This is a genomic window from Amycolatopsis sp. NPDC023774, from assembly GCF_040639695.1.
GTDB lineage: Bacteria > Actinomycetota > Actinomycetes > Mycobacteriales > Pseudonocardiaceae > Amycolatopsis.
This window is the reverse complement of sequence record NZ_JBFAAJ010000031.1, coordinates 1-20,055: the sequence shown is the minus strand read 5'-3', so window position 1 is coordinate 20,055 and position 20,055 is coordinate 1. Positions and strand designations below refer to the sequence as shown.

The following is a 20,055-nucleotide window of genomic DNA, read 5'->3' as shown; positions in this document are numbered from 1 at the left end:
TTTGATCGAAACGCATCAGAACGGCCCCCTCGCGCGTCTGTGCATTGTGACCACCAGCTTCGACGAGTTCGTCGCGGAACGCCTCGACGGGCTCCTGCGCTACGCGACCGTCCTCACCGACGATCCGTACCTGGCGCAGGACATCGTCCAGGACGTGTTGCTGCGGGCCCAGGAGCGCTGGGCGAAGATCGACTCGCCGCCCACGTACGTGCGCCGGATGGTCACCAACGAGTACCTGTCCTGGCGGCGCCGCGCGGTCCGGCGCGTGGTGCCGTCGAGCCACGAGGTACTCGACGCGATCAGCCCGCCGGCGGCCGACCCGTCGGTGGCCTACGACGAGCGCGACGAGATGCTGGCCCGCCTCGCGACGCTGCCGCGCAAGCAGCGTGCGGCGCTGGTGCTGCGCTACTACGAGAGCTACTCCGACGAGGAGATCGGCGACGTTCTCAGATGCGCCACCTCCACCGTGCGGAGCCAGATCTCGCGCGCGCTCGCGACTCTGCGCGACACGGCGCGCCCCTTGCCCACCATCCTGACGACCGGAGCCGGAGAATGAGCCAGCCCGCCCGCGACACCGAGACGCTGCTGCGCGACAGCCTCGAACGGCTTGCCGAACGCGCTCCCGACGGTCGCGAAGTCCGCAACGCCCTGGTCCGCGCCCGCCAGGCACGGCGGCGGCCCCGGTTGGCGTTGGTGGCGGTGGCCGCCGCGGTGGTCGCGGTGACTGTCGGGGTGTCGGTCGTGGTCACGTGGCCCTCGCGAGTGCCGCCTGCCGCGGGTGAGCCTGTGCTGGGATATGCGCCGGGGTGGTTGCCCGCCGGGTTCACCGAGCAGTACCGGTCGGCCGGCCCGGCAACGACACCACAGGTACGCCGGTGGTTCGCCGGGCCCAGCCGGATCGAACTGTCCGCGTTTTCGACGAAGGACCCCGAGTGGTCGGCGACCGCGCTGCGCATCGCCGCCCTCCGTGACCAGGTGCTGATCCACGGGCGCATCGCGATGCTGACCGGCTCCACGACGTCGGCGGTGCTGACCTGGTCGCCCGACGAGACTCATGTGCTGCGGGCCGAGGTCGATGCCGTGCCCTCGGCGAGGGCGGTCGCGCAGCGGATCGCCGAGGATGTTTCGGAGAGCGAGCCGATCCCGGTTCGCGGGGAGGCGCGGTTCGGGCCGCTGCCGGCCGGGCTTCGGGAGACGGCGACGACGGTCAGCGGGATGAGTGCTGCGGAAGCGACGACGACGTTGGAGGCGGGGCCGGTGCGAGCCACGGTGGGGGCGGCCTCGCCTGGTATCGGTGGGTCGGTGCCGGTCATGGTGCGCGGCGTGCCGGGTGCGGCCGTGGCGGATCTGGTGACGGTGCGGCTGGCTTCGGGTCGTTGGCTCACGGTTTCGGGGAAGGTGCCGCGGGCGGAGTTGGTGGCCGTCGCCGCGGCCGTGGTGTTGGACCCTGTCCCGGATTACGGCTGGCTGGGGTCTTGATCGCGGCTAGTGTGGGCGCATGCCCACGGAGCTGAGCCGGTTTGCCGGTGAGAAGTACGTCGTTCTCACCACGTTTCGCCGGGACGGGCGGGCTGTGCCTACCGCTGTTTGGTTCGGGATTGACGGTGCTGAGCTGCTGGTGTACTCGGAACGCAAGGCGGGCAAGGTAAAGCGGATTCGCAACAGCGGCCGGGTGGAGATCCAGGCGAGTGATGTTCGCGGTCGTACACATGGGCCCACGGTCGCCGGAACCGCACGGCTGCTGGACGACGCCGGGACTGAGCGGGTGCGCAAGGCCCTTCGCCGCCACTACCCGCTGGTGGGGCCGGTGTCGATGTTTTTCAGCAAGCTTCGTGGTGGTCCACGGAGGACGATCGGGATCGCGGTCAAGTTGGACGAAGGCTGAGCGGTCCCGGTCACCGGGCGACACTCAGCCCCTCGGACAGCTTCGCCGGGTCGTGCCCCGGATCCACGCCCTCGACCAGCACCACGTCACCCACCAGGTGGTCGGTGCGCAGCGGCAGGATCTCGCGATACGCGGGCGAGGCGTACCAGCCTCGGGCCCGGCCCAGGTCAGGGAAGGCGATCACGACGATCGGACCCGGCCACACTCCCTCGACAACCTGCGCTTGTGCGCCGTGCACCAGGAACCGTCCCTCGAACGGGTCCAGAGTGGACTGGATGCGCCGCAGGTACTCACCCACCTCGGGGTGGATCACACCAGGCTGGCGAAGGTGGGCGATGGCGTAGGCGGTCATCTCCGTCTCCTCGGTCGGATCGGTTCCCTGTCGAGAACCGATCCTGCCGAGAAGAGGTAAGCATGTCGATTACCCGCGGGGTAATGACCAGGGCTGTTCTGACAAGCCTTGATCCAGGCGATCACGGCGTGCAGGAGCGCGCGAGGGGTGTGCGGGGTGTGGGGGGCACCCCGATTTTTGATTGTCTCTACCGTGTTGGGGAAAAGAATCGGGGGGCCGGCCGGGGCAAGGATGCGGGGAGGGGTTGGGGTTCGCGGGTTGCGTTGCCGGGTGGGGGTTGGGTGGGGGCAAGAGCGCGCACGGCCGGGGGGCACCGACGTGATGCAGGCGGCCGGCGGTTCGGCGGGGGCAAGAGCGGCCCCAATGTGGCGTTCGGTGCGTTGAGCGCAACGAACGCCACATTGGGTGCGCTGGACGCAACCAACGCCGCATTGGAGTGAGGTGAGGAGGCGCTGAGTGAGTGGGGCGGGGGCGTCAGCGGACGGCGGCCAGGGCTTCCGGCAACGTGAAGGCCCCGGCGTACAGGGCCTTGCCGACGATGGCGCCTTCGACGCCGTCGCAGGAGAGTCCGGCCAGCGCTTTCAGGTCGTCCACACTGGACACACCGCCGGAGGCGATCACGGGGGCGTCGGTGCGGGCGGCGACTTCGCGGAGGAGGTCGAGGTTCGGGCCCTTGAGGGTGCCGTCCTTGCTGACGTCGGTCACCACGTAGCGGGCCACGCCGTCGCGGTCGAGGCGTTCCAGGACTTCCCAGAGATCGCCGCCGTCCGAGGTCCAGCCACGCGAGGACAGGCGGTGGCCGGCCTCGGTGATCCGCACGTCGAGGCCGATGGCGACGCGGTCGCCGTAGGTGGTGACGACCTTGGCCGTCCAGGAGGGGTCCTCCAGGGCCGCGGTGCCGAGGTTCACGCGCCGCGCGCCGGTGGCCAGAGCGGCTTCCAGGGAGGCGTCGTCGCGGATGCCGCCGGAGAGCTCCACTTGCACGTCGAGGCGGCCGATCACCTCCGCCAGCAGCTCACGGTTCGAGCCCTTGCCGAAGGCCGCGTCGAGGTCGACCAGGTGGATCCACTCGGCGCCGTCGCGCTGCCAGGCGAGCGCGGCGTCGAGCGGGCTGCCGTAGGAGGTCTCGGTGCCGGCCTCACCCTGGACGAGTCGGACGGCCTGGCCATCGGCCACATCAACTGCGGGAAAGAGCGTGAAAGTCACTGCGACAGCGTAAAGGCGCCGGTCACGGTGCCGAACCACCGGGCCGACCTACCGCACCGGACTAGAGAGTGGCCAGCCAGTTGCGCAGCAGCTTCGCGCCCGCGTCGCCCGACTTCTCAGGGTGGAACTGCGTGGCCCAGAGCGGGCCGTTCTCCACTGCCGCGACGAAGTCCTCGCCGTGGTTGGCCCAGGTCACCTTCGGCTGCCGCCCCGCCAGGCCGGACTCCAGCTCCCACTCGCGCGCCGCGTAGGAGTGCACGAAGTAGAAGCGCTCGTCCGGGTCGAGGCCGGCGAACAGCTGTGAGTCCGCGGGCGCGCGGACGGTGTTCCAGCCCATGTGCGGAAGCACGTCGGCGTGCAGTCGCTCGACGGTGCCGGGCCACTCCCCCGTGCCCTCGGTCTCCTCGCCGTGCTCGACGCCGCGGCTGAAGAGGATCTGCATGCCGACGCAGATGCCGAGCACGGGACGGCCGCCGGCGAGGCGCTTGCCGATGATGCGGTGCCCGTGCACGTCGAGCAGCCCCGCCATGCAGGCGGAGAAGGCTCCCACCCCGGGCACGACCAGCCCGTCGGCCTCGAGCGCGGCATGCGGGTCGGCGGTGACCTCCACCTCGGCGCCGGCGCGCGCGACGGCGCGTTCGGCTGAGCGGAGGTTGCCGGAACCGTAGTCGAGGATCACCACACGAGACACACCTCAAGCGTAGTCCCGGGATGGGCGCACACGTCAGCCGCGGCGGAAGGAGTAGACGTCCGTCACGGTGTTGCAGGGCGCGGGCGGCACGACCTCCACGCGCAGAGTGCCCGTCGGCGCGTCGTAGTCCACGCCTTCCGGGGTGAACGCGCCGGCGCAGGTGCTCGACAGCGGCAGCTGCCCGAGCTCCTTCACGTGCGCCCGCACGTCGTGGCCGGTGAGCGCGTGCTGCAGGTCGACCTGCAGCAGCTGGTAGCTCGCGGGGTACAGGTCGTTGTTGGAGTCCGACGTCGCGCAAAACAGGCGCGTCGCCGAGACGAAGTCGCAGCCCTGGGCCGCGCGGATCGGGTCGTCGAGGTGGATCCGCGCCGCGAGCGGCAGGTCGCCGGCCACGCGCGGGGCGCGGCGGTTGAGGAACGGCGTCGGCGAGACGAACAGCTCCGTCGCCTCGCCGAGCGCGCCCGAGACGAGCCACTGGCCGTCGGGGCTCACCGCGACCTGGGCGTTGGCGTTGGCCGCGGGTTCATCGGCCGCGAGCGGGTGCACGAACTGCGTGGTCTGCCCGGACGGCGAGGTGACCAGGTACATCTTCGACACCGGCGGGGTGGTGACGGTGTCCTGGTAGACGTCGAAGGTGTATCCGCGCAGGGAGTCGGGGTCGCCGACGTGGCCCCATCCCTCGTCCTTGAGCGGCTGCGGGATCGTGGTGCCGTTGCGGTACACGGTCTGCGGTGCCCGGCCCGGCAGCCGCAGCGTGGTGATGCCTTCGCCGCTGATCGAGTTGGCGACCGCGGTCTTGCCCACCTGGTGCCAGCCGCCGAGGGAGGCGGCGGGGCTCGCCGAGGCGAAGGTGGCGCAGCCCAGCAGGGCCGCGGTGGAGAGTACGAGGGCTTTCGCCGCCGACGTCGACAGACGCATGGTTCGCTCCTTCGCGAACGTGACCTTGGCGGCGGCCGCGAATTTTTGCACGCGACCCCGTTTCACCGGAGGCCCCGCTGGGTATTCACCCGTTCGGCTGAGGCGCCGCCGGCGCCCCCGGACAAGGGAAGAGGAAGACATGTCCGAGTCGGACCTCCTCTGCCAGATGTTCGAAGCGTGGCGCGACGACATCAACAGCGTGCCGTTTCCGCAGTTCACGACACTGGTGATCCCTCCGCAGCCCTCCCGTGCACAAGTCAACGCATGTCGTTCTCGTGACGCTCGCAAAGAGAACGTGATGAATCCCACGCACTGGAACCGGGGTCATCTGTGATTTCCTGCTGGCACCGCGTCGACGCGAGCCAGTAGGAGCAGCCGATGAGCAAGAACCCGGATCCACACGACTTCCTCGATCTCGACGCAGGACTGGCCGACGAGGATCGGGCCATCCGGGACGCGGTCCGCGACTACGCCCGCGACCAGCTCCTCGACCACGTGGCCGACTGGTACGAGTCGGGCTCGCTGCCCGCGCGCGACCTGGCCAAGGGCTTCGGGCAGCTCGGCCTGCTGGGCATGCACCTGGAGGGCTACGGCTGCGCCGGCACGAGCGCGGTGGCCTACGGCATCGCGTGCCGCGAACTGGAGGCCGTCGATTCCGGCCTGCGCAGCTTCGTCTCCGTGCAGGGCTCGCTCGCGATGTTCGCGATCCACCGCTGGGGCAGCGAGGAACACCGGCAGGAGTGGCTGCCGAAGATGGCCGCGGGTGAAGCACTGGGGTGTTTCGGCCTCACCGAACCCGACGCCGGCAGCGATCCGGGCAGCATGCGCACCCGCGCGGTGCGCGACGGCTCCGACTGGGTGCTCACCGGCACGAAGATGTGGATCACCAACGGCACCGTCGCCGACGTGGCCGTGGTCTGGGCGCAGACCGACGAGAGCATCCGCGGCTTCGTGGTCCCGACGTCGACGCCGGGCTTCACCGCCAACGAGGTGAAACACAAGCTGTCGCTGCGCGCGTCGCTCACGGCCGAGCTCGTACTCGACGGCGTGCGCCTGCCGGAATCCGCGGCGTTCCCGGAGGTGCGCGGCCTGCGTGGCCCGCTGTCCTGCCTCAACGAAGCGCGCTACGGCATCCTGTTCGGCGTCGTCGGCGCGGCCCGCGCGTGCTACGAAGCGGCGCTGGACTACACGCTTTCGCGCGAGCAGTTCGGCAAGCCTCTGGCGAGCTTCCAGCTCACGCAGCGCAAGCTGGCCGACCTGCTGGTCGAGGTCAACCGCTCGGGGCTCGTCGCGCTGCAGATCGGCCGGCTCAAGGACGCCGGCCAGCTGCACCACAACCACGTGAGCTTCGGCAAGCTGGCCAACGTCCGCTCGGCGCTCGACGTTGCCCGCACCGCCCGGTCGATGCTGGGCGCCAACGGGATTTCGCTGGAGTACCCGGTGATGCGGCACATGGCGAACCTCGAGACGGTGCTGACGTACGAGGGCACCGAAGAGATGCACGCGCTGTCGCTGGGCCAGTCGGTCACGGGCATCGCGGCGTTCCGCTGACCGTCCGAAGCGGACGGGTCGCCGGGACCCCCAGCCCCGGCGACCCGAAGCTCACGGCCGTAGGAAATCCTTGAGGGACAACGCGATCGAGCTCGCGTCGAGGCCGTGCACGAGGTCGTGATCGGCCCGCGTCCCGTAGGTCCGCACTTCCGTGTCGCGCAGCGTGCCGACGGACAGCAGCCGGTGCGGAACGTCTCGCAGCGCCTCGCTCACGTGGTGCGCCGAAGTGCCCTTCAGGTACGGCTCCACGAGCACGACGTCGGCGACGTCCCCCACGGCGGCCCGCAGTCCCGCCGCGTCGAACGGGCGGATCGTCGACGTGTACAGCACCGTCACGTCGAGGCCTTCGCTCGCGGCGAGCACCCGGTCGAGCACCGGGCCCACGGCGAGCACGACGCCGTTGCCACCGCGGCGCACCCGCTGGAACCCGACGCCGAGGTGCGGTTCGGCGTTCTGGTCGGCCGAGAGCCGCAGGTACACGCGGCTGTCGCCGGGCACGGAGTCGAGCAGCAGGCGGCGGGCCTCGTCGGGGTGGCCGGGCACGTGGACGTACCAGCACGGCAGGGAGTCGATCAGCGCGACGTCGCCCGGCGACTGGTGCGTGCGTCCTTCCGCCGGCATGTCGTAGGAAGAGCCGTAGGACACGAGCACGGCGCCCGCGTCCTGGTGGACCAGGTCGAGCTTGATCTGCTCGAACGCGCGCTCCACGAGGAACGACGAGAACGTGTGGATGATCGGGCGCAGGCCGGCCAGCGCGAACCCCGCGCCCGTGCTCACGAGCAGCTGCTCGCGGATGCCGACGTTGACCACCCGGTCCGGGTGCCGCCGCGCCACGCCGGCGAGCTGGGCGGCGGAGATGTCGGCGAGGACGACGGCGACGTCCGGGTCGGCGTCCACGATCTCTTCGGTGGTGGCGAGGAAGGTTTCGCGCATGTTCAGCGTGGTCGGCATGTCCGTCAGCCCTTCGGTTCGACAACGGCGACCACAGCGAGCGGGCGCCCCGGGTGTTCGGTGGTGAACGCGTCGTAGAGCGCTTCGTGGTCGCGGCCGGAGACGGTGCGCGTGGCCCAGCCCTCGACCTCGAACCGGCGCGCGACGCCGCCGGGCCAGCCGTGCGTGGCCGACTGGTTGTCCACGACCACAGTGGTCAGGTTTTCCAGGCCGAGGCGCGCGGCGACGACGATCGCCTCGGAGTTGGAGCCTTCGTCGAGTTCGGCGTCGCCGACGAGCGTCACCACGCGGCCGCAGTGGCCGCGCGCCCGCTGGCCGAGCGCGGTGCCGAGGGCGATCGGCAGGCCGTGGCCGAGCGAACCGCTGGAAATCTCGACACCGGGCGCGCGTTTGCGGTCGGGGTGGTGGCCGAGCCGGGAGCGCGCCGAGGACCAGTCGGCGAGCTCGGCCTCGTCGAGGAAGCCCTTGACGGTGAGCACGGCGTAGTAGGCCATCGGCCCGTGTCCCTTGGAGAGCAGGAACCGATCGCGGCCGGGGTCGTGGAAGTTTTCGGGCGAGATGTCGAGCACGCGGTCGTAGAGCACCCAGAGAACATCCACTGTGGACTCTGCCGCGGCCTGGTGCTTGTCGTCGCCGGTCATCAGCGAGATCAGCCGGGGCAGATCCGCGTATGCCGTTGCTGTGGTGGTCATGCTCCCACGGTGCAACCTCGACCAATGTCCAGGTCAAGCGCTAACCTGGACCAATGACGAGGTTGGCGGAGCACTTGAGCATCGGGCAGGTCGCCGAACGCAGCGGCGTCCCGCACACGGCCCTGCGGTTCTACGAGGACAAGGGGCTCATCACGTCCGAGCGCTCGGCGGGCAACCAGCGCCGCTACCCGCGTTCGGTGCTGCGGCGCATCGCGTTCATCCGGGCCGCACAGCGCGTGGGCCTTTCCCTGGAGGACATCAGCGGCGCGCTTGCCACGTTGCCCGCCGACCACGCGCCCACGAAAGCCGACTGGGCGCGGCTCTCGCGCGAGTGGCAACACGAGCTCGACGCACGCATCGACGCCCTGCAGCGCCTGCGCGACCGTCTCACCGGCTGCGTCGGCTGCGGCTGCCTCTCGCTGCGCAGCTGCAGCCTGTACAACGCCGACGACGAGCTGGCCCGCTTCGGCCCCGGCGCGAGCAAGCTGCGTCCGGTTTCCGAGGGCGGCATCTGAATTTCCGTTGTGGTGACGGAGCCGATGTGAGTCACTGGGTGTCGTATGGATGAGAAACAGCTGATCCGCGTCTCGAAGCGGCTCTCCCGCCACCTGCGCCACGAACCCGAAGCGATCGGCCTCACGCTCGACTCCGCCGGCTGGGTCGGGGTCGACAAGCTCCTGGCGGCGTTGCGTGCCCACGGCGTGCGGGTGAGCCGGACCGAGCTGGCGGAAGTGGTGGAGCGCAACAACAAACAGCGCTTCGCCTTCGACCGGAGCGGAACGAGGATCCGCGCGAACCAGGGGCACAGCGTCAGCGTCGAGCTGGGGCTGGAGAGCCTCGCTCCGCCCGAGGTGCTCTACCACGGCACCGCGACGCGTTTCCTGTATGCGATTTGCCGGGAAGGCCTGCGCCCGATGCGCCGCCACGCCGTGCACCTGTCAGCCGCCGTCGAAACCGCGCTCGCGGTCGGGGCCCGGCACGGCCGTCCGGTGGTGCTCCGGGTTGCGGCAGGCGAAATGGCCGCCGCCGGACACGAGTTCCAGCGCAGCGAGAACGGGGTGTGGCTGACCGCCGCCGTCGCGCCGGAGTTTCTGACCCAGAACTAGCCCGGTCATCGGGGCAGGGTGGGCCCCGCCGCCCGGCGACGCAGCACGCGCGATCACCGAAGCCCCGCCATCGCGGCGAATGGCCACCGCGCCCGTCCAACTCGACGTCATGCCGGTGGCGCACTGCAGGCACAGTTCCAGCGCAGTGAGAACCCCCGCCCGCGGTGCCGTCGGCACGTCCGGACCAAGCCGACTCGGTCGTGGTGGCGCTCAGTCGTGGTGCCGGCGGGGCCGGCCGAGCAGCCGGCGGCCGACGTCGACGAGCTCGCGGCGCAGGCTTTCGTCGTCGAGCTGCGCGATGTCCGGCGAGCCGCCCGTCATGGCGAGGCCGGTGAGCGTGACCAGCGCCGCCACCCGTGACGAGATGTCGGGCTCGGGCCCGGCCAGGATGTCGATGAGGGCGTTCTTGAAGCCCTCCATCCCGCGCGTCGAGTTCTCGATCGCGCGGTTGATGCCCGGATCGCTGGAGAACAGCGCGACGAGCACGCGGTGGCGCACCACCAGATCCACGAACCCCTCGAGCAGGTAGTCGACCTGCGTGCCGCGGCGGCGCTGCTTCGCGGCCTCCGACACGATGTGGTCGAGCTCGCGGATGGCGGGCGCCGCGACGGCCTCGGTGATCTCCGCCTTGGTCTTGAAGTGGTAGTACACGGCCGCCTTGGTCACCCCGAGCGCGTCGGCGATCATTTGCAGCGACGTGCCCTCCACGCCGTGTTCGGCGAACAGCCGCAGCGCGGTGCCGAGCAGCCGCGTCCGAGTGTCCTCTGCCGGGGCGGCGGTAGTCATCGTTCCTCCTCGTCAAGCCCGGGAAGCGTACGTGAGAGCTAGTCGATCGGCAAACCGAGATACTTGCCGATCGACAAGCAATCTACTAGCCGTGCGGCTAGTCACATACTTGCCGATCGGCTAGCTTCGGCCTCACTGGTTCGTGTGACGAAGGCCCTATCCGGGCGAAACGGAGAAACACTCGTGGCGACATTCTGTACCGGCTCGGCCGGTTGTCGTTCCGGCGACGCGCTCTCGTCTCGGCCGTGTGGGCGGCCGTGCTCGTGGCACTCGGCATCGGTGCGCTCACGCTGTCGGGCCAGCTCTCGGACTCGGTAACGATCCCCGGCACCGAGTCCCAGCAGGCGATCGACCGACTCCAGGCGAAGTTCCCGCAGGCCGCGGCCGGTGGCGCGACCGCGCGGGTCGTGATCGCGGCCCCACAGGGCCACACCGTGACCGACGCCGCCGGCAAGACCGCGGTCGAGTCGACAGTGGCGAGCCTGAAGACGGCGCCGAAGGTCGCGAGCGTGGCCGACCCGTTCCAGGCGAAGTCGATCTCGCCGGACGGCCGCGTGGCGCTCGCCCAGGTGAGTTACCAGGTCAAGGGCTTCGAGCTCACGGACAGCGACCGGCAGGCTCTGCTCGACAGCGCGAACGGCGCCGAGCAACGCGGTTTCGAGGTCGAGTTCGGCGGCGACGCGGTGCAGGCGATGCCCGCGACCGGCGCGACTGAGGGCCTCGGCGTGGCCGTGGCGGCCGTCGTGCTGATCATCACGTTCGGGTCGCTGCTGGCCGCCGGCATCCCGCTGCTCACCGCGCTGATCGGCGTCGGCATCGGCATGGCGGGCATCATGCTGGCCTCGGGTTCGCTCGAGCTGAACTCCAACACCCCGGTGCTGGCCCTGATGATCGGGCTCGCCGTGGGCATCGACTACGCGTTGTTCATCGTCTCCCGTTACCGGCACGAGCTCAGCATCGGGCGAGAACCCGAGGAGGCCGCGGGCCGAGCCGCGGGCACAGCCGGGTCCGCGGTGGTGTTCGCCGGGCTCACGGTGATCATCGCCCTGGCGGGGCTCACCGTGGTCGGCATCCCGTTCCTCGGCCAGATGGGCCTCGCCGCGGCCGCTACCGTCGCGATCGCCGTGCTCATCGCGCTCACGCTGCTGCAGGCCATCCTCGGCATCGCCGGTGCCCGCGTCCTGGGCGGCCGGATCCGCTTGCGCCGCAAGACGGACAAGGCTTCGCACGGCGAGCGCTGGGCCTGGTTCGTCGCCCGACACCGCCGGTCCGTGCTGCTGACGGCGCTCGCCGGTCTCGTCGTGGTCGCCATCCCGGCGCTGAGCATGCAGCTCGGCCTGCCCAACGACAGCACCGCGGCGCCGGATTCGACGCAGCGCAAGGCCTACGACCTCGTGAGCGAGAGCTTCGGAGCCGGGGCCAACGGCCCGCTGCTCGTCGTCGTCGACACCGGGGTGAACCACGACCCCGAGGCGCTGAAGCAGGCTGTCGCGGGCATCAGCACGCTGCCCGACGTCGCCGGGGTGACCCCGCCTCGCGTGAACGCCGACGGGGACACGGCGCTGCTGACTGTGATCCCGAAGAGCGGGCCGAGCAGCAAGCAGACCGAGGACCTTGTGGCGGCGATCCGCGCGCAGTCCGAGCCACTGCACGAGACCACGGGCGCGAGCCTGGCCGTGACCGGCCAGACCGCCGCGAACATCGACGTGTCCGAGAAGCTGTCCGACGCGATGATCCCCTACCTGGCGCTGATCGTGGGCCTCGCGTTCATCCTGCTGATGCTGGTGTTCCGCTCGATCGTCGTGCCGCTGAAAGCGACGCTCGGTTTCCTCGGCTCGGTGGTCGCGACGTTCGGCGCCGTGGTCGCGGTGTTCCAGTGGGGCTGGCTGACCGACCTGTTCGGCGTCGCGTCGACCGGGCCGATCATGAGCATGCTGCCGATCCTGCTCATCGGGGTCCTCTTCGGCCTCGCGATGGACTACCAGGTGTTCCTGGTGACGCGGATGCGCGAGGAGCACGTGCACAGCGCCGACCCGCAGGAGGCCATGGTCACCGGCTTCCGCCACGGCTCGCGCGTGGTCACAGCGGCGGCCCTGATCATGATCAGCGTGTTCGCGGGCTTCGTGCTGGCGGAGTCGACGCTGATCCAGTCGATCGGCTTCACGCTCGCCTTCGGTGTGCTGGTGGACGCGTTCGTGATCCGGATGACGATCGTCCCGGCCGTGATGTCGCTGCTCGGGCGCCACGCCTGGTCGCTGCCGCGCGGCCTGCACAAGGTGCTGCCGAACGTCGACGTGGAGGGTGAGGGCCTGGCCAAGGCGCTCGAAGCGTCCGGCGCCCGCGGCAGCCGCGGTGACGACGAGCGCGAGCCCGCTCGCGTGTGAGGCCGCGCCGGCCGTCCGGCGGGTCGCTCAGCCGACCAGCCAGGCGACGGCGCCGCCGATCGCCAGCAGTGCCGCGACACCCAGCGCCACGGCGATGAACTTCGCCGTCTTCCACGTGGAGTAGACGCCACCGGCCAGGAAGCCCGCGAGGGCCAGCAGCAGGACGGCGACAACCTCTTTGCTCACGAGGCTCAGCGTGCCACACGGCCCTGGCCCGGCCGGGACTGGGCAGCGGCGCTCTTCGGCACCGGTGCGCACGCACGCCGGCCGGCGTCGAGCGTGACGCACGTCTCCCTCGCTGCCTCAGGATCGAGCCGACCGTCGCGTCCGGCGGCTCGACGTGGCAAGCTCTGCGGGTGAGTGGTGCCGCCGATACCGAGATCGTCCTGACCCCCCTCGACGAGCAAGCCTTGATCCGGCTGCTCGACGTCGCGGTCGAGGGCGCCGACCCGCTTGACGTGATGCCGCCGATGGACGGCCCGCCGGGCTGGACACCCGAGCGGCGTGAGGCGTTCCTGGTGTTCCACCGACGGTTTTCGCTCGACCCGGAGACGGCGACCACCACCGCTTGGACCATCCAAGTCGGCGGCACCATCGTCGGCGGCGCGCGGCTGCACCCCGTCCACCGTGGCAAGTCGGTCGAGATCGAGGCCCAGGTCTGGGTCGCCCGCCGGGCTCGGGGCCGCGGGATCGGCAAGTGGGTCACCGAGACCCTGATCGACGCGGCCCGCGAAGGCGGCGGGGGCCGGTACGTCGCTTCCACCACCACGGACAACAAGGCGGCACAACGCCTGATGAAATCCGTCGGCGCGAATATCGACCTGCGTGAAGACGGAGTCGACTCGCACCTCGAGATCTAGCCAGGCGTGGTACCGACCCGGGGCGCTTTCGCTACAGAACGCCCTTGGTGGACGGAATGCCGCCCGCGCGCGGGTCGGGTTCCGTGGCCGCGCGCAGAGCCCGCGCGACGGCCTTGTACTCCGCCTCCGCGATGTGGTGCGGGTCGCGGCCGTGGATCACGCGCACGTGCAGCGCGATCTGCGCGTGGAACGACAACGAGTCGAACACGTGGCGCGTGAGCACGAACGGGTAGTTGTTGCCGATCGTGAAGGTGTTGAACTGCTCCGGCTCGCCCACGTGCACGCAGTACGGCCGGCCCGAGACGTCGATCGCCGCGTGGGCCAGGGTTTCGTCCATGGGGATCCACGCGTCGCCGAAGCGGCGGATGCCGCTCTTGTCGCCGAGCGCCTGGCGCAGGGCCTGGCCCAGGACGATGGCGGTGTCCTCGACGGTGTGGTGCGCGTCGATGTGGATGTCGCCGGTGGCCTCGACCTTGAGGTCCAGCGAGCCGTGCACGCCGAACGCCGTGAGCATGTGGTCGTAGAACGGCACGCCGGTGGAGATCTCGACCTGGCCGGAGCCGTCCAGGTCCAGCTGGACCAGGATCGACGACTCCTTGGTCGTGCGTTCCACCTTGCCGATGCGGGTCATCGCGGTACTTCCTTACTCGCCTCGAGGAACGCGTCGTTCTCTTCCGGGGTGCCGATGGTCACGCGCAGGTGGCCTTCGATGCCGACGTCGCGGATCAGCACGCCGTGGTCCAGATAGGACTGCCAGCTCGCCTTCGCGTCGGCGAACGGTCCGAAGAGGACGAAGTTCGCGTCGCTCGGCACCGGCGTGAACCCGAGGCCCAGCAAGGCTTCCACCACGCGGTCGCGTTCGGCGGAGAGCTTGTGGACGGTGGCGAGTGTGGCGTCGGCGTGGCGCAGGGCGGCGCGCGCCGCGGCCTGCGTGAGCTTGGACAGGTGGTAGGGCAGGCGCACGAGCTGCAGCGCGTCGACGATGGCCGGCGCGGCCGCGAGGTAGCCCAGGCGTCCGCCGGCGAAGGCGAACGCCTTGCTCATGGTGCGCGAGACGATCAGCTTCGCCGGGTACTCGGCGATGAGCTGGACCGCGCTGGCCTGCGACGAGAACTCGGCGTAGGCCTCGTCCACCACCACGATGCCGGGCGCCGCCTCGAGGACCCCGCGCAGCTGCTCCAGCGGGATCGACCCACCGGTGGGGTTGTTCGGGCTCGTCACGAAGACGATGTCCGCCTGCCGCTCGGCCACCAGCTCCGCGGCACGCGCGGTGTCGAGCGTGAAGTCGGGCCGGCGCGGCACCGGCACCCACTCCGTGCGCGTGCCGGAGGAGATGATCGGGTGCATCGAGTACGACGGCTCGAAGCCCAGCGCGCTGCGGCCCGGCCCGCCGAAGGCCTGCAGGATCTGCTGCAGGATCTCGTTGGACCCGTTGGCGGCCCACACGTTCGCCTCCGACAGCACCACGCGCGTCGACACCGTGAGGTAGTCGGCGAGCTCGGTGCGCAGCGCGACGGCGTCGCGGTCCGGGTAGCGGTGCAGCGAAGCGGCTTCGGCGCGCACGGCCTCGGCCACGTCGGCCACCAGCTCGGGCGGCGGCGGGTACGGGTTCTCGTTGGTGTTGAGCCGCACGGGCACGTCGAGCTGCGGTGCGCCGTAGGGGCTCGTGCCGCGCAGGTCCTCGCGCAGCGGCAGGGCGTCGAGGGTCACCTCGGCGCCGGGCACGGCCGGGGTCTCCTCGGTCATCGGCCCTCCCCCGCGAACCGCGCGGTCACGGCCTCGCCGTGGGCGGGCAGGTCCTCGGCGTCGGCCAGCGCGACGACGCGGCCGGCGACCTCACGCAGCGCGTCCTCGCTGTAGTCGACCACGTGGATGCCCTTGAGGAAGCTCTGCACCGACAGGCCCGAGGAGTGCCGCGCGAAGCCGCCGGTGGGCAGCACGTGGTTGGAGCCGGCGCAGTAGTCGCCGAGCGACACCGGCGCGTAGGCCCCGACGAACACCGCGCCCGCGTTGCGCACGCGGCCGGCGACCTCCCGGGCGTGGGCGGTCTGGATCTCGAGGTGCTCGGCCGCGTAGGCGTCGACCACGCGCAGGCCGTCGTCCACAGTGGACACCAGGATGATGCCGGACTGCTTGCCGCCCAGCGCCTGCCCCACGCGTTCGCTGTGCTTGGTGGCCGCGACGCGCTCGGTGAGCTGCTTGTCCACCGCGTCGGCGAGCTCCTCCGACGTGGTGACCAGGACGCTCGCGGCGAGCGGGTCGTGTTCGGCCTGGCTGATCAGGTCGGCCGCCACGTGAACGGGGTCGGCCGTCTCGTCGGCGAGGATCGCGATCTCGGTGGGCCCGGCCTCGGAGTCGATGCCGATCACGCCGCGCACCAGGCGTTTGGCGGCGGTGAGGTAGATGTTGCCCGGCCCGGTGACGATGTCCACGGGGGCGAGCTCGGCGCCGTCGGTGTCGGTGCCGCCGTACGCGAGCAGAGCCACGGCCTGCGCGCCGCCGACGGCCCACACCTCGTCGATGCCCAGCAGCGTGGCGGCCGCGAGGATCGTCGGGTGCGGCAGGCCGCCGAAAGCCGCCTGCGGGGGCGAGCAGACCACCAGCGAGCGCACGCCCGCGAGCTGCGCCGGGACGACGTTCATGACGACGGTGGACGGGTACACGGCCAGCCCGCCCGGCGCGTACAGCCCCACGCGCTCCACCGGCACCCAGCGCTCGGTGACCGTGCCGCCGGGAACCACCTGCGTGGTCACGTCCTGGCGGCGCTGGTCGGCGTGCACCTTGCGGGCGCGGCTGATCGACTCCTCCAGCGCGGCGCGCACCTGCGGATCCAGCGCTTCGAGGGCCTTGGTGAGCTCGGCCACGGGCACGCGCACGGTCGCCGGGCGGACCTTGTCGAACTGCTCGGTGTACTCGAGGACGGCCTCCACACCGCGGTCACGAACCGCCTCCACCACCGGCCGAACGTGATGCAGCGCCGCGTCCACGTCGTATTCGGCGCGCGGCAGGGCGGCGCGCAGTTCGGCGGCGGTCGGGACCTGCCCGCGCAGGTCGGTGCGGTTCAGCATGGTGACCAGGGTACGAGGTGGCTCTCAGCGTCCGGGCAGGGATACTCGGTGGTGACTTGCCGTCCCACGATGAGGGAAGCCCATGAAGGAGGCCGCCGTGCCGCGGATCGCGTTGTGCCAGCTGAACTCGGGCGACGACCCGGAGGACAACCTGAAACTGGTTCGCTCCGGAGTCGAGGCCGCGGCGGCGGACGGCGCCCGGATCGTCGTGTTCCCCGAAGCCACGATGGCCCGCTTCGGCCGGCCGCTGAAGCCGGTCGCGCAGCCGCTGGACGGGCCCTGGGCCTCGGCCGTGTCGGCGATCGCCGACGAGCACGGGGTACTGGTGGTGGCGGGGATGTTCACCCCCGCCGACGACGGGCGGGTACGGAACACCCTGCTGATCACCGGGCTCGGGCAGCGCCTGGCGTACGACAAGATCCACCTGTACGACGCGTTCGGGTTCGCGGAGTCGGACACGGTGGCGCCTGGGGACAGTCCGGTGACCTTCGAGATCGAGGGGACCGTGTTCGGGGTCGCGACGTGTTATGACATGCGGTTTCCGGAGCTCTTCCGGAGGTTGGCGGACGACGGTGCGGACATCGTGCTGGTGCCGACGTCGTGGGGTGCGGGTGAGGGGAAGCTGGATCAATGGCGCGTGCTGGTGCGGGCTCGGGCGTTGGATTCCGGGTGCTGGGTTGTGGGGTGCGGGCAGGCTGATCCCGCTGCGTCGGCGATCGAGGTGAATCCGAAGGCGCCGACGGGGATCGGGCATTCGGTGGTGGCGGATGGGTTCGGGCGCGTGCTGGTGGAGTTGGGCGATGGGCCGGAGACGGCGGTGGTGGAGTTGGACCCAGGGGTGGCGGGGAAGGCTCGGGGGGCTACTGGGGCGTTGGCCAATCGGAGGTTGTGAGGGTTCTCGGTCGGCGTAGGGCGCGTTGCGGCGGGTTTGAGGTTGATGTGGTTCTCGCGGGGACGTGTTGCGGCCGGGTCGTGGGGTGATGTGGTTCTCGCGGGGCGTCTTGCGCGGGGTGTGCACCCCGAAGCTGAATTGTGTTGACGGCCGGTGAGCCGTTGTCAAGGCGGGAAAGGCGGACCCCCTTTTGTTTACCTACATGTGACCTGGGCGAACCCGTCCCAGCCGTCCCGATCCGTCCCAGCAGCGTGACACCTCACGCTCACGCTCTAGCTGCGAGAACATTGGTTGGGACAGGTGGGACGCCTCCCCTGCGCCCGGGTCATGCGCATGCGCACGGGAAATAGGCAAGAGAACCAATCAACCGAATGGCCCAGTTTAGTGGCATGAGGGTTACCGCCAGGCTCGCGCCTCCGGTCCGAATCACCTCTTCACAACGGCGCCTACCGCTCGAAGTGAGGGTGCATGCATCCGCCGGCTCTGATCACCGTTAAAGCCAGGCGCATGCCTTCCAGCCGGTCCCACCCGGCGCGCAATGCTGATCGAACAGGCCAGCGCGTGCGCCGCAGCGCGCGTGGCCGCCCGCGCGGCGAGCGACGAGGCCGAGGCCCACCCACCTGCACACGGCCGAGCCGAATCCAGCACGGACGGCGTCACTGGGCGCCGTGGGTGCGCTCGTTGTCGACCACAGCCGGTGCGCGGAGCACCGCCAAGACCGCGTCGGGTCAGATCCGCAGGTCGGGAGCCTCCTCAGGCATATCCGTCCGTTTCTCGGCGAGCTGGTGGATCTCGACGCCGCGCGCACCGTCAACCAGGCGTTGCCTGGTCACCCCTATCCGCCTGGGCGGTGGTGTGTGTAGCGGCTTCCGGTTCGCGGGTTTCGGCAGGCGGCCACCAGACGAGGCCGGTCGGCGACCACGGCGTCGAAGATCGGGGTCGTCGCGTCGCGGGCGGTGTGGTGTGTGGTCAAGTCGCCGGCACCACGTCGATGATCATTTCGGACCGGACCCACTCCGGGTCGGCATCGCGTGCTCGTCCGTCGGCCTGTACCGGTACCCACGTGCGGTTGGTGGCGGGGTCGAGGACTGATGGTCCGGCCACCACGCCCTGCCGGCACAGCTGGCGCGCCCCCGAGCAGCGTTCCCCGAGCAGGTAGGTCACTCGATGACCGACCGCCGGCGGCTCGGCCGGGCAGTGGCCACTCATCGCATCGCTCATCACGCCTCCCCCGCCTCGTAGCCGCTGTCGCAGCACACCTGGATCCCCGCTTTCTCACGATAAGTCGCGTCGACGCACCCACGCCGTCATCGCCGTATGACACAAAAGAGTGGTGTTGACCAGGCCACACCGGCGGTCCTGGGGTCCCCGTAGTACCCGCGGAAAATCGGGCGGATATGGCTGACCAGCAATGATTCAGTTGTTGGTGGCGCGGTGGTCGGCGAGGACGTGGTGGACGGGGCCGACGGAGAGCTGGGTGGCGCGGGCGATGGTGCGGATGGACTCGCCGTCGGCGTGACGGGCGAGGATGACACGGCGTTTGTCGGCATCGACGACGCGGGGCCGGCCGCCGACCCGGCCGCGTGCCCGCGCGGCGTCCAGGCCGTTGCGGGTTTTGCGGACGATGTCGCGGCGGCGGTCCTCGGCCAACGCCAGCGCCATGTCCAGGATGAGATTGCGTTCGGTGTGCTCGCCGGCAGCGAGGGAGGAGTCGGAGAACCCCGAGGGGATCCCTGCCGTGCACGTGCACGGGGGATCGGGTGTTGGGCTTTGACATTCCCCACGACAGCGGGACGCGGATAGCCTCTGATGATCAGCTGAGGAGGCGTCGATGACCGATTTCGTCCTGGTGCACGGTTCGTGGCACGGCGCGTGGTGCTGGGAGCGGCTGATCCCTGAGCTAGCCGCGCTCGGGCACCACGCAGTGGCCGCCGACCTCGGGCTCGCCCGCCCAGGGGCGACGTTCGACTCCCTCGTCGAGGCGGTGGAGCGGACCCTCGCCGCGCCCGGACAGACCGTGCTCGTGGCGCACTCAGGGGGCGCGGCGATCGCTCCGCTGGTCGCGAGCCGACGCCCGGTGCGGGAGCTGGTGCTGCTCGCGCCGATCGTCCCCGGCGAGCCGGCGGCGATCGCGCCCGGCTTCGCAGAGGCGCTGGCGCGGCAGGGGCGGACCGAGGACGGCGTCGCGTGGGATTCCGACGACGCCTACGACCTCTTCTACCAGGACTGCGAACGCGCCGACGCGAATTCGGCGATCGAGCGACTCGTCCCCCACCGGATCGGAGCGCTGGCGCCGGGTGTGCACCACGCACACCCGGGAGTGCCCACGCGGCACATCGTCTGCACTGCCGACCGCGCCATCGACCCCCGCGAGAGCGCACGGCTGACCCACGAACGCTACGGTGCGTCGATCGTCGAGCTGGCCGCGTCACACTCGCCGTTCTGGTCGCGGCCGCGTGAGCTCGCGCGGCTACTCGCCGACACCCCTCAACCCGCCCGCTAGCGTTCTCGCGTGCCCCGGCCCCGGCCGGGGTCGACGAACGCGACGTCCGCCGGGGCCAGGGTGAAGAACCGGAACAGGTCCTCCCGGCCGATCTCCGGGAACCGCCGCAGCCCCTCTAGTGTCCTGCGTCAGAAATTCGTCGGCAGAAGTTGGCGAGTGACTCGAGGATCTCAGCGGCGGTCTTGGTCCAGCTGAAAGGCCTGGGGTTGT

General features: G+C 70.6%; 24 protein-coding genes. 11 read left to right on the top strand and 13 right to left on the bottom strand.

Annotation, left to right across the window (positions count from 1 at the left end):
* The first annotated feature begins 46 nt into the window (after window positions 1–46).
* From AB0F91_RS38430 to AB0F91_RS38420, 3 genes are read left to right on the top strand one after another with little or no spacing between them, the layout of a single operon-like run.
* Complete coding sequence (locus AB0F91_RS38430) at window positions 47–556, top strand: sigma-70 family RNA polymerase sigma factor (protein ID WP_360605907.1); 510 nt, start codon at window positions 47–49, stop codon at window positions 554–556.
* Window positions 553–1,479, top strand: coding sequence for a hypothetical protein (locus AB0F91_RS38425; protein ID WP_360605905.1), 927 nt, complete (start codon window positions 553–555; stop codon window positions 1,477–1,479). The genes AB0F91_RS38430 and AB0F91_RS38425 overlap by 4 nt, the downstream gene beginning before the upstream one ends.
* Before the next feature lie 19 nt (window positions 1,480–1,498).
* Window positions 1,499–1,885 carry a PPOX class F420-dependent oxidoreductase gene (locus AB0F91_RS38420; protein WP_360605903.1) on the top strand — a complete coding sequence of 129 codons (387 nt, stop codon included), beginning with the start codon at window positions 1,499–1,501 and terminating at the stop codon, window positions 1,883–1,885.
* A 10-nt stretch (window positions 1,886–1,895) separates the two neighbouring features.
* Here AB0F91_RS38420 and AB0F91_RS38415 read toward each other — a convergent pair whose 3' ends face one another.
* The 4 genes from AB0F91_RS38415 to AB0F91_RS38400 all read right to left on the bottom strand — a co-directional run bounded on the left by AB0F91_RS38415 (window position 1,896) and on the right by AB0F91_RS38400 (window position 5,052).
* Entirely contained in the window at window positions 1,896–2,237 is a 342-nt protein-coding gene (locus AB0F91_RS38415; RefSeq protein WP_360605901.1) for a DUF1330 domain-containing protein, read from the bottom strand.
* A gap of 474 nt (window positions 2,238–2,711) precedes the next feature.
* Window positions 2,712–3,443, bottom strand: a complete 732-nt coding sequence (gene priA / locus AB0F91_RS38410; protein ID WP_360605899.1) for a bifunctional 1-(5-phosphoribosyl)-5-((5-phosphoribosylamino)methylideneamino)imidazole-4-carboxamide isomerase/phosphoribosylanthranilate isomerase PriA — start codon at window positions 3,441–3,443, stop codon at window positions 2,712–2,714.
* Window positions 3,444–3,504: 61 nt separating this feature from the next.
* Window positions 3,505–4,125 carry an imidazole glycerol phosphate synthase subunit HisH gene (gene hisH / locus AB0F91_RS38405; RefSeq protein WP_360606023.1) on the bottom strand — a complete coding sequence of 207 codons (621 nt, stop codon included), beginning with the start codon at window positions 4,123–4,125 and terminating at the stop codon, window positions 3,505–3,507.
* A gap of 42 nt (window positions 4,126–4,167) precedes the next feature.
* On the bottom strand, window positions 4,168–5,052 hold the full coding sequence (locus tag AB0F91_RS38400; RefSeq protein ID WP_360605897.1) for a hypothetical protein: 885 nt from the start codon (window positions 5,050–5,052) through the stop codon (window positions 4,168–4,170).
* A 139-nt stretch (window positions 5,053–5,191) separates the two neighbouring features.
* On the opposite strand from AB0F91_RS38400, the gene AB0F91_RS38395 reads away from it, so the two are divergent.
* Both AB0F91_RS38395 and AB0F91_RS38390 read left to right on the top strand, forming a co-directional pair.
* A complete protein-coding gene (locus tag AB0F91_RS38395) occupies window positions 5,192–5,386 on the top strand; it encodes a hypothetical protein (RefSeq protein WP_360605895.1) in 195 nt (64 codons plus the stop codon).
* 44 nt (window positions 5,387–5,430) lie between these two features.
* Entirely contained in the window at window positions 5,431–6,603 is a 1,173-nt protein-coding gene (locus AB0F91_RS38390; protein WP_360605893.1) for an acyl-CoA dehydrogenase family protein, read from the top strand.
* A 51-nt stretch (window positions 6,604–6,654) separates the two neighbouring features.
* Here AB0F91_RS38390 and AB0F91_RS38385 read toward each other — a convergent pair whose 3' ends face one another.
* Both AB0F91_RS38385 and AB0F91_RS38380 read right to left on the bottom strand, forming a co-directional pair.
* Window positions 6,655–7,554 (bottom strand): transketolase, encoded by a 900-nt coding sequence (locus tag AB0F91_RS38385; RefSeq protein ID WP_360605891.1) that lies wholly within the window; start codon window positions 7,552–7,554, stop codon window positions 6,655–6,657.
* A 5-nt stretch (window positions 7,555–7,559) separates the two neighbouring features.
* Window positions 7,560–8,246 carry a thiamine pyrophosphate-dependent enzyme gene (locus tag AB0F91_RS38380; RefSeq protein WP_360605889.1) on the bottom strand — a complete coding sequence of 229 codons (687 nt, stop codon included), beginning with the start codon at window positions 8,244–8,246 and terminating at the stop codon, window positions 7,560–7,562.
* Window positions 8,247–8,299: 53 nt separating this feature from the next.
* Between AB0F91_RS38380 and soxR the strand changes: the two genes are divergently transcribed.
* Window positions 8,300–8,761, top strand: a complete 462-nt coding sequence (gene soxR, locus AB0F91_RS38375) for a redox-sensitive transcriptional activator SoxR (RefSeq protein ID WP_220238007.1) — start codon at window positions 8,300–8,302, stop codon at window positions 8,759–8,761.
* 45 nt (window positions 8,762–8,806) lie between these two features.
* Window positions 8,807–9,352 (top strand): RNA 2'-phosphotransferase, encoded by a 546-nt coding sequence (locus tag AB0F91_RS38370; RefSeq protein WP_360605886.1) that lies wholly within the window; start codon window positions 8,807–8,809, stop codon window positions 9,350–9,352.
* Window positions 9,353–9,562: 210 nt separating this feature from the next.
* Here AB0F91_RS38370 and AB0F91_RS38365 read toward each other — a convergent pair whose 3' ends face one another.
* A complete protein-coding gene (locus AB0F91_RS38365) occupies window positions 9,563–10,138 on the bottom strand; it encodes a TetR family transcriptional regulator (protein ID WP_285969279.1) in 576 nt (191 codons plus the stop codon).
* A 212-nt stretch (window positions 10,139–10,350) separates the two neighbouring features.
* Here AB0F91_RS38365 and AB0F91_RS38360 point away from each other — a divergent pair, with 212 nt between their 5' ends.
* Complete coding sequence (locus AB0F91_RS38360) at window positions 10,351–12,522, top strand: MMPL family transporter (protein WP_360605884.1); 2,172 nt, start codon at window positions 10,351–10,353, stop codon at window positions 12,520–12,522.
* Window positions 12,523–12,549: 27 nt separating this feature from the next.
* On the opposite strand, the gene AB0F91_RS38355 is transcribed toward AB0F91_RS38360, so the two are convergent.
* Window positions 12,550–12,708, bottom strand: a complete 159-nt coding sequence (locus AB0F91_RS38355; protein ID WP_360605882.1) for a hypothetical protein — start codon at window positions 12,706–12,708, stop codon at window positions 12,550–12,552.
* Window positions 12,709–12,878: 170 nt separating this feature from the next.
* Between AB0F91_RS38355 and AB0F91_RS38350 the strand changes: the two genes are divergently transcribed.
* Window positions 12,879–13,382 carry a GNAT family N-acetyltransferase gene (locus tag AB0F91_RS38350; RefSeq protein WP_360605880.1) on the top strand — a complete coding sequence of 168 codons (504 nt, stop codon included), beginning with the start codon at window positions 12,879–12,881 and terminating at the stop codon, window positions 13,380–13,382.
* Between the two features lie 31 nt (window positions 13,383–13,413).
* Here AB0F91_RS38350 and hisB read toward each other — a convergent pair whose 3' ends face one another.
* The 3 genes from hisB to hisD are packed head-to-tail and all read right to left on the bottom strand — an operon-like array spanning window position 13,414 to window position 16,450.
* Window positions 13,414–14,013: an imidazoleglycerol-phosphate dehydratase HisB gene (gene hisB / locus AB0F91_RS38345; protein ID WP_360605878.1), complete on the bottom strand. Its 600-nt coding sequence runs from the start codon at window positions 14,011–14,013 to the stop codon at window positions 13,414–13,416.
* Complete coding sequence (locus AB0F91_RS38340; RefSeq protein WP_360605876.1) at window positions 14,010–15,128, bottom strand: histidinol-phosphate transaminase; 1,119 nt, start codon at window positions 15,126–15,128, stop codon at window positions 14,010–14,012. The genes hisB and AB0F91_RS38340 overlap by 4 nt, the downstream gene beginning before the upstream one ends.
* Window positions 15,125–16,450 (bottom strand): histidinol dehydrogenase, encoded by a 1,326-nt coding sequence (gene hisD / locus AB0F91_RS38335; RefSeq protein WP_360605874.1) that lies wholly within the window; start codon window positions 16,448–16,450, stop codon window positions 15,125–15,127. Before hisD ends, AB0F91_RS38340 begins: the two co-directional genes overlap by 4 nt.
* A gap of 97 nt (window positions 16,451–16,547) precedes the next feature.
* On the opposite strand from hisD, the gene AB0F91_RS38330 reads away from it, so the two are divergent.
* A complete protein-coding gene (locus tag AB0F91_RS38330; RefSeq protein ID WP_360606021.1) occupies window positions 16,548–17,342 on the top strand; it encodes a carbon-nitrogen hydrolase family protein in 795 nt (264 codons plus the stop codon).
* Between the two features lie 969 nt (window positions 17,343–18,311).
* Here AB0F91_RS38330 and AB0F91_RS38325 read toward each other — a convergent pair.
* Together AB0F91_RS38325 and AB0F91_RS38320 are read right to left on the bottom strand one after the other, a co-directional pair.
* On the bottom strand, window positions 18,312–18,563 hold the full coding sequence (locus tag AB0F91_RS38325) for a hypothetical protein (RefSeq protein ID WP_360605872.1): 252 nt from the start codon (window positions 18,561–18,563) through the stop codon (window positions 18,312–18,314).
* Window positions 18,564–18,758: 195 nt separating this feature from the next.
* Window positions 18,759–19,004: a hypothetical protein gene (locus AB0F91_RS38320; protein WP_360605870.1), complete on the bottom strand. Its 246-nt coding sequence runs from the start codon at window positions 19,002–19,004 to the stop codon at window positions 18,759–18,761.
* Window positions 19,005–19,173: 169 nt separating this feature from the next.
* Between AB0F91_RS38320 and AB0F91_RS38315 the strand changes: the two genes are divergently transcribed.
* On the top strand, window positions 19,174–19,845 hold the full coding sequence (locus AB0F91_RS38315) for an alpha/beta hydrolase (protein ID WP_360605868.1): 672 nt from the start codon (window positions 19,174–19,176) through the stop codon (window positions 19,843–19,845).
* The last annotated feature ends 210 nt before the right edge of the window (window positions 19,846–20,055 follow it).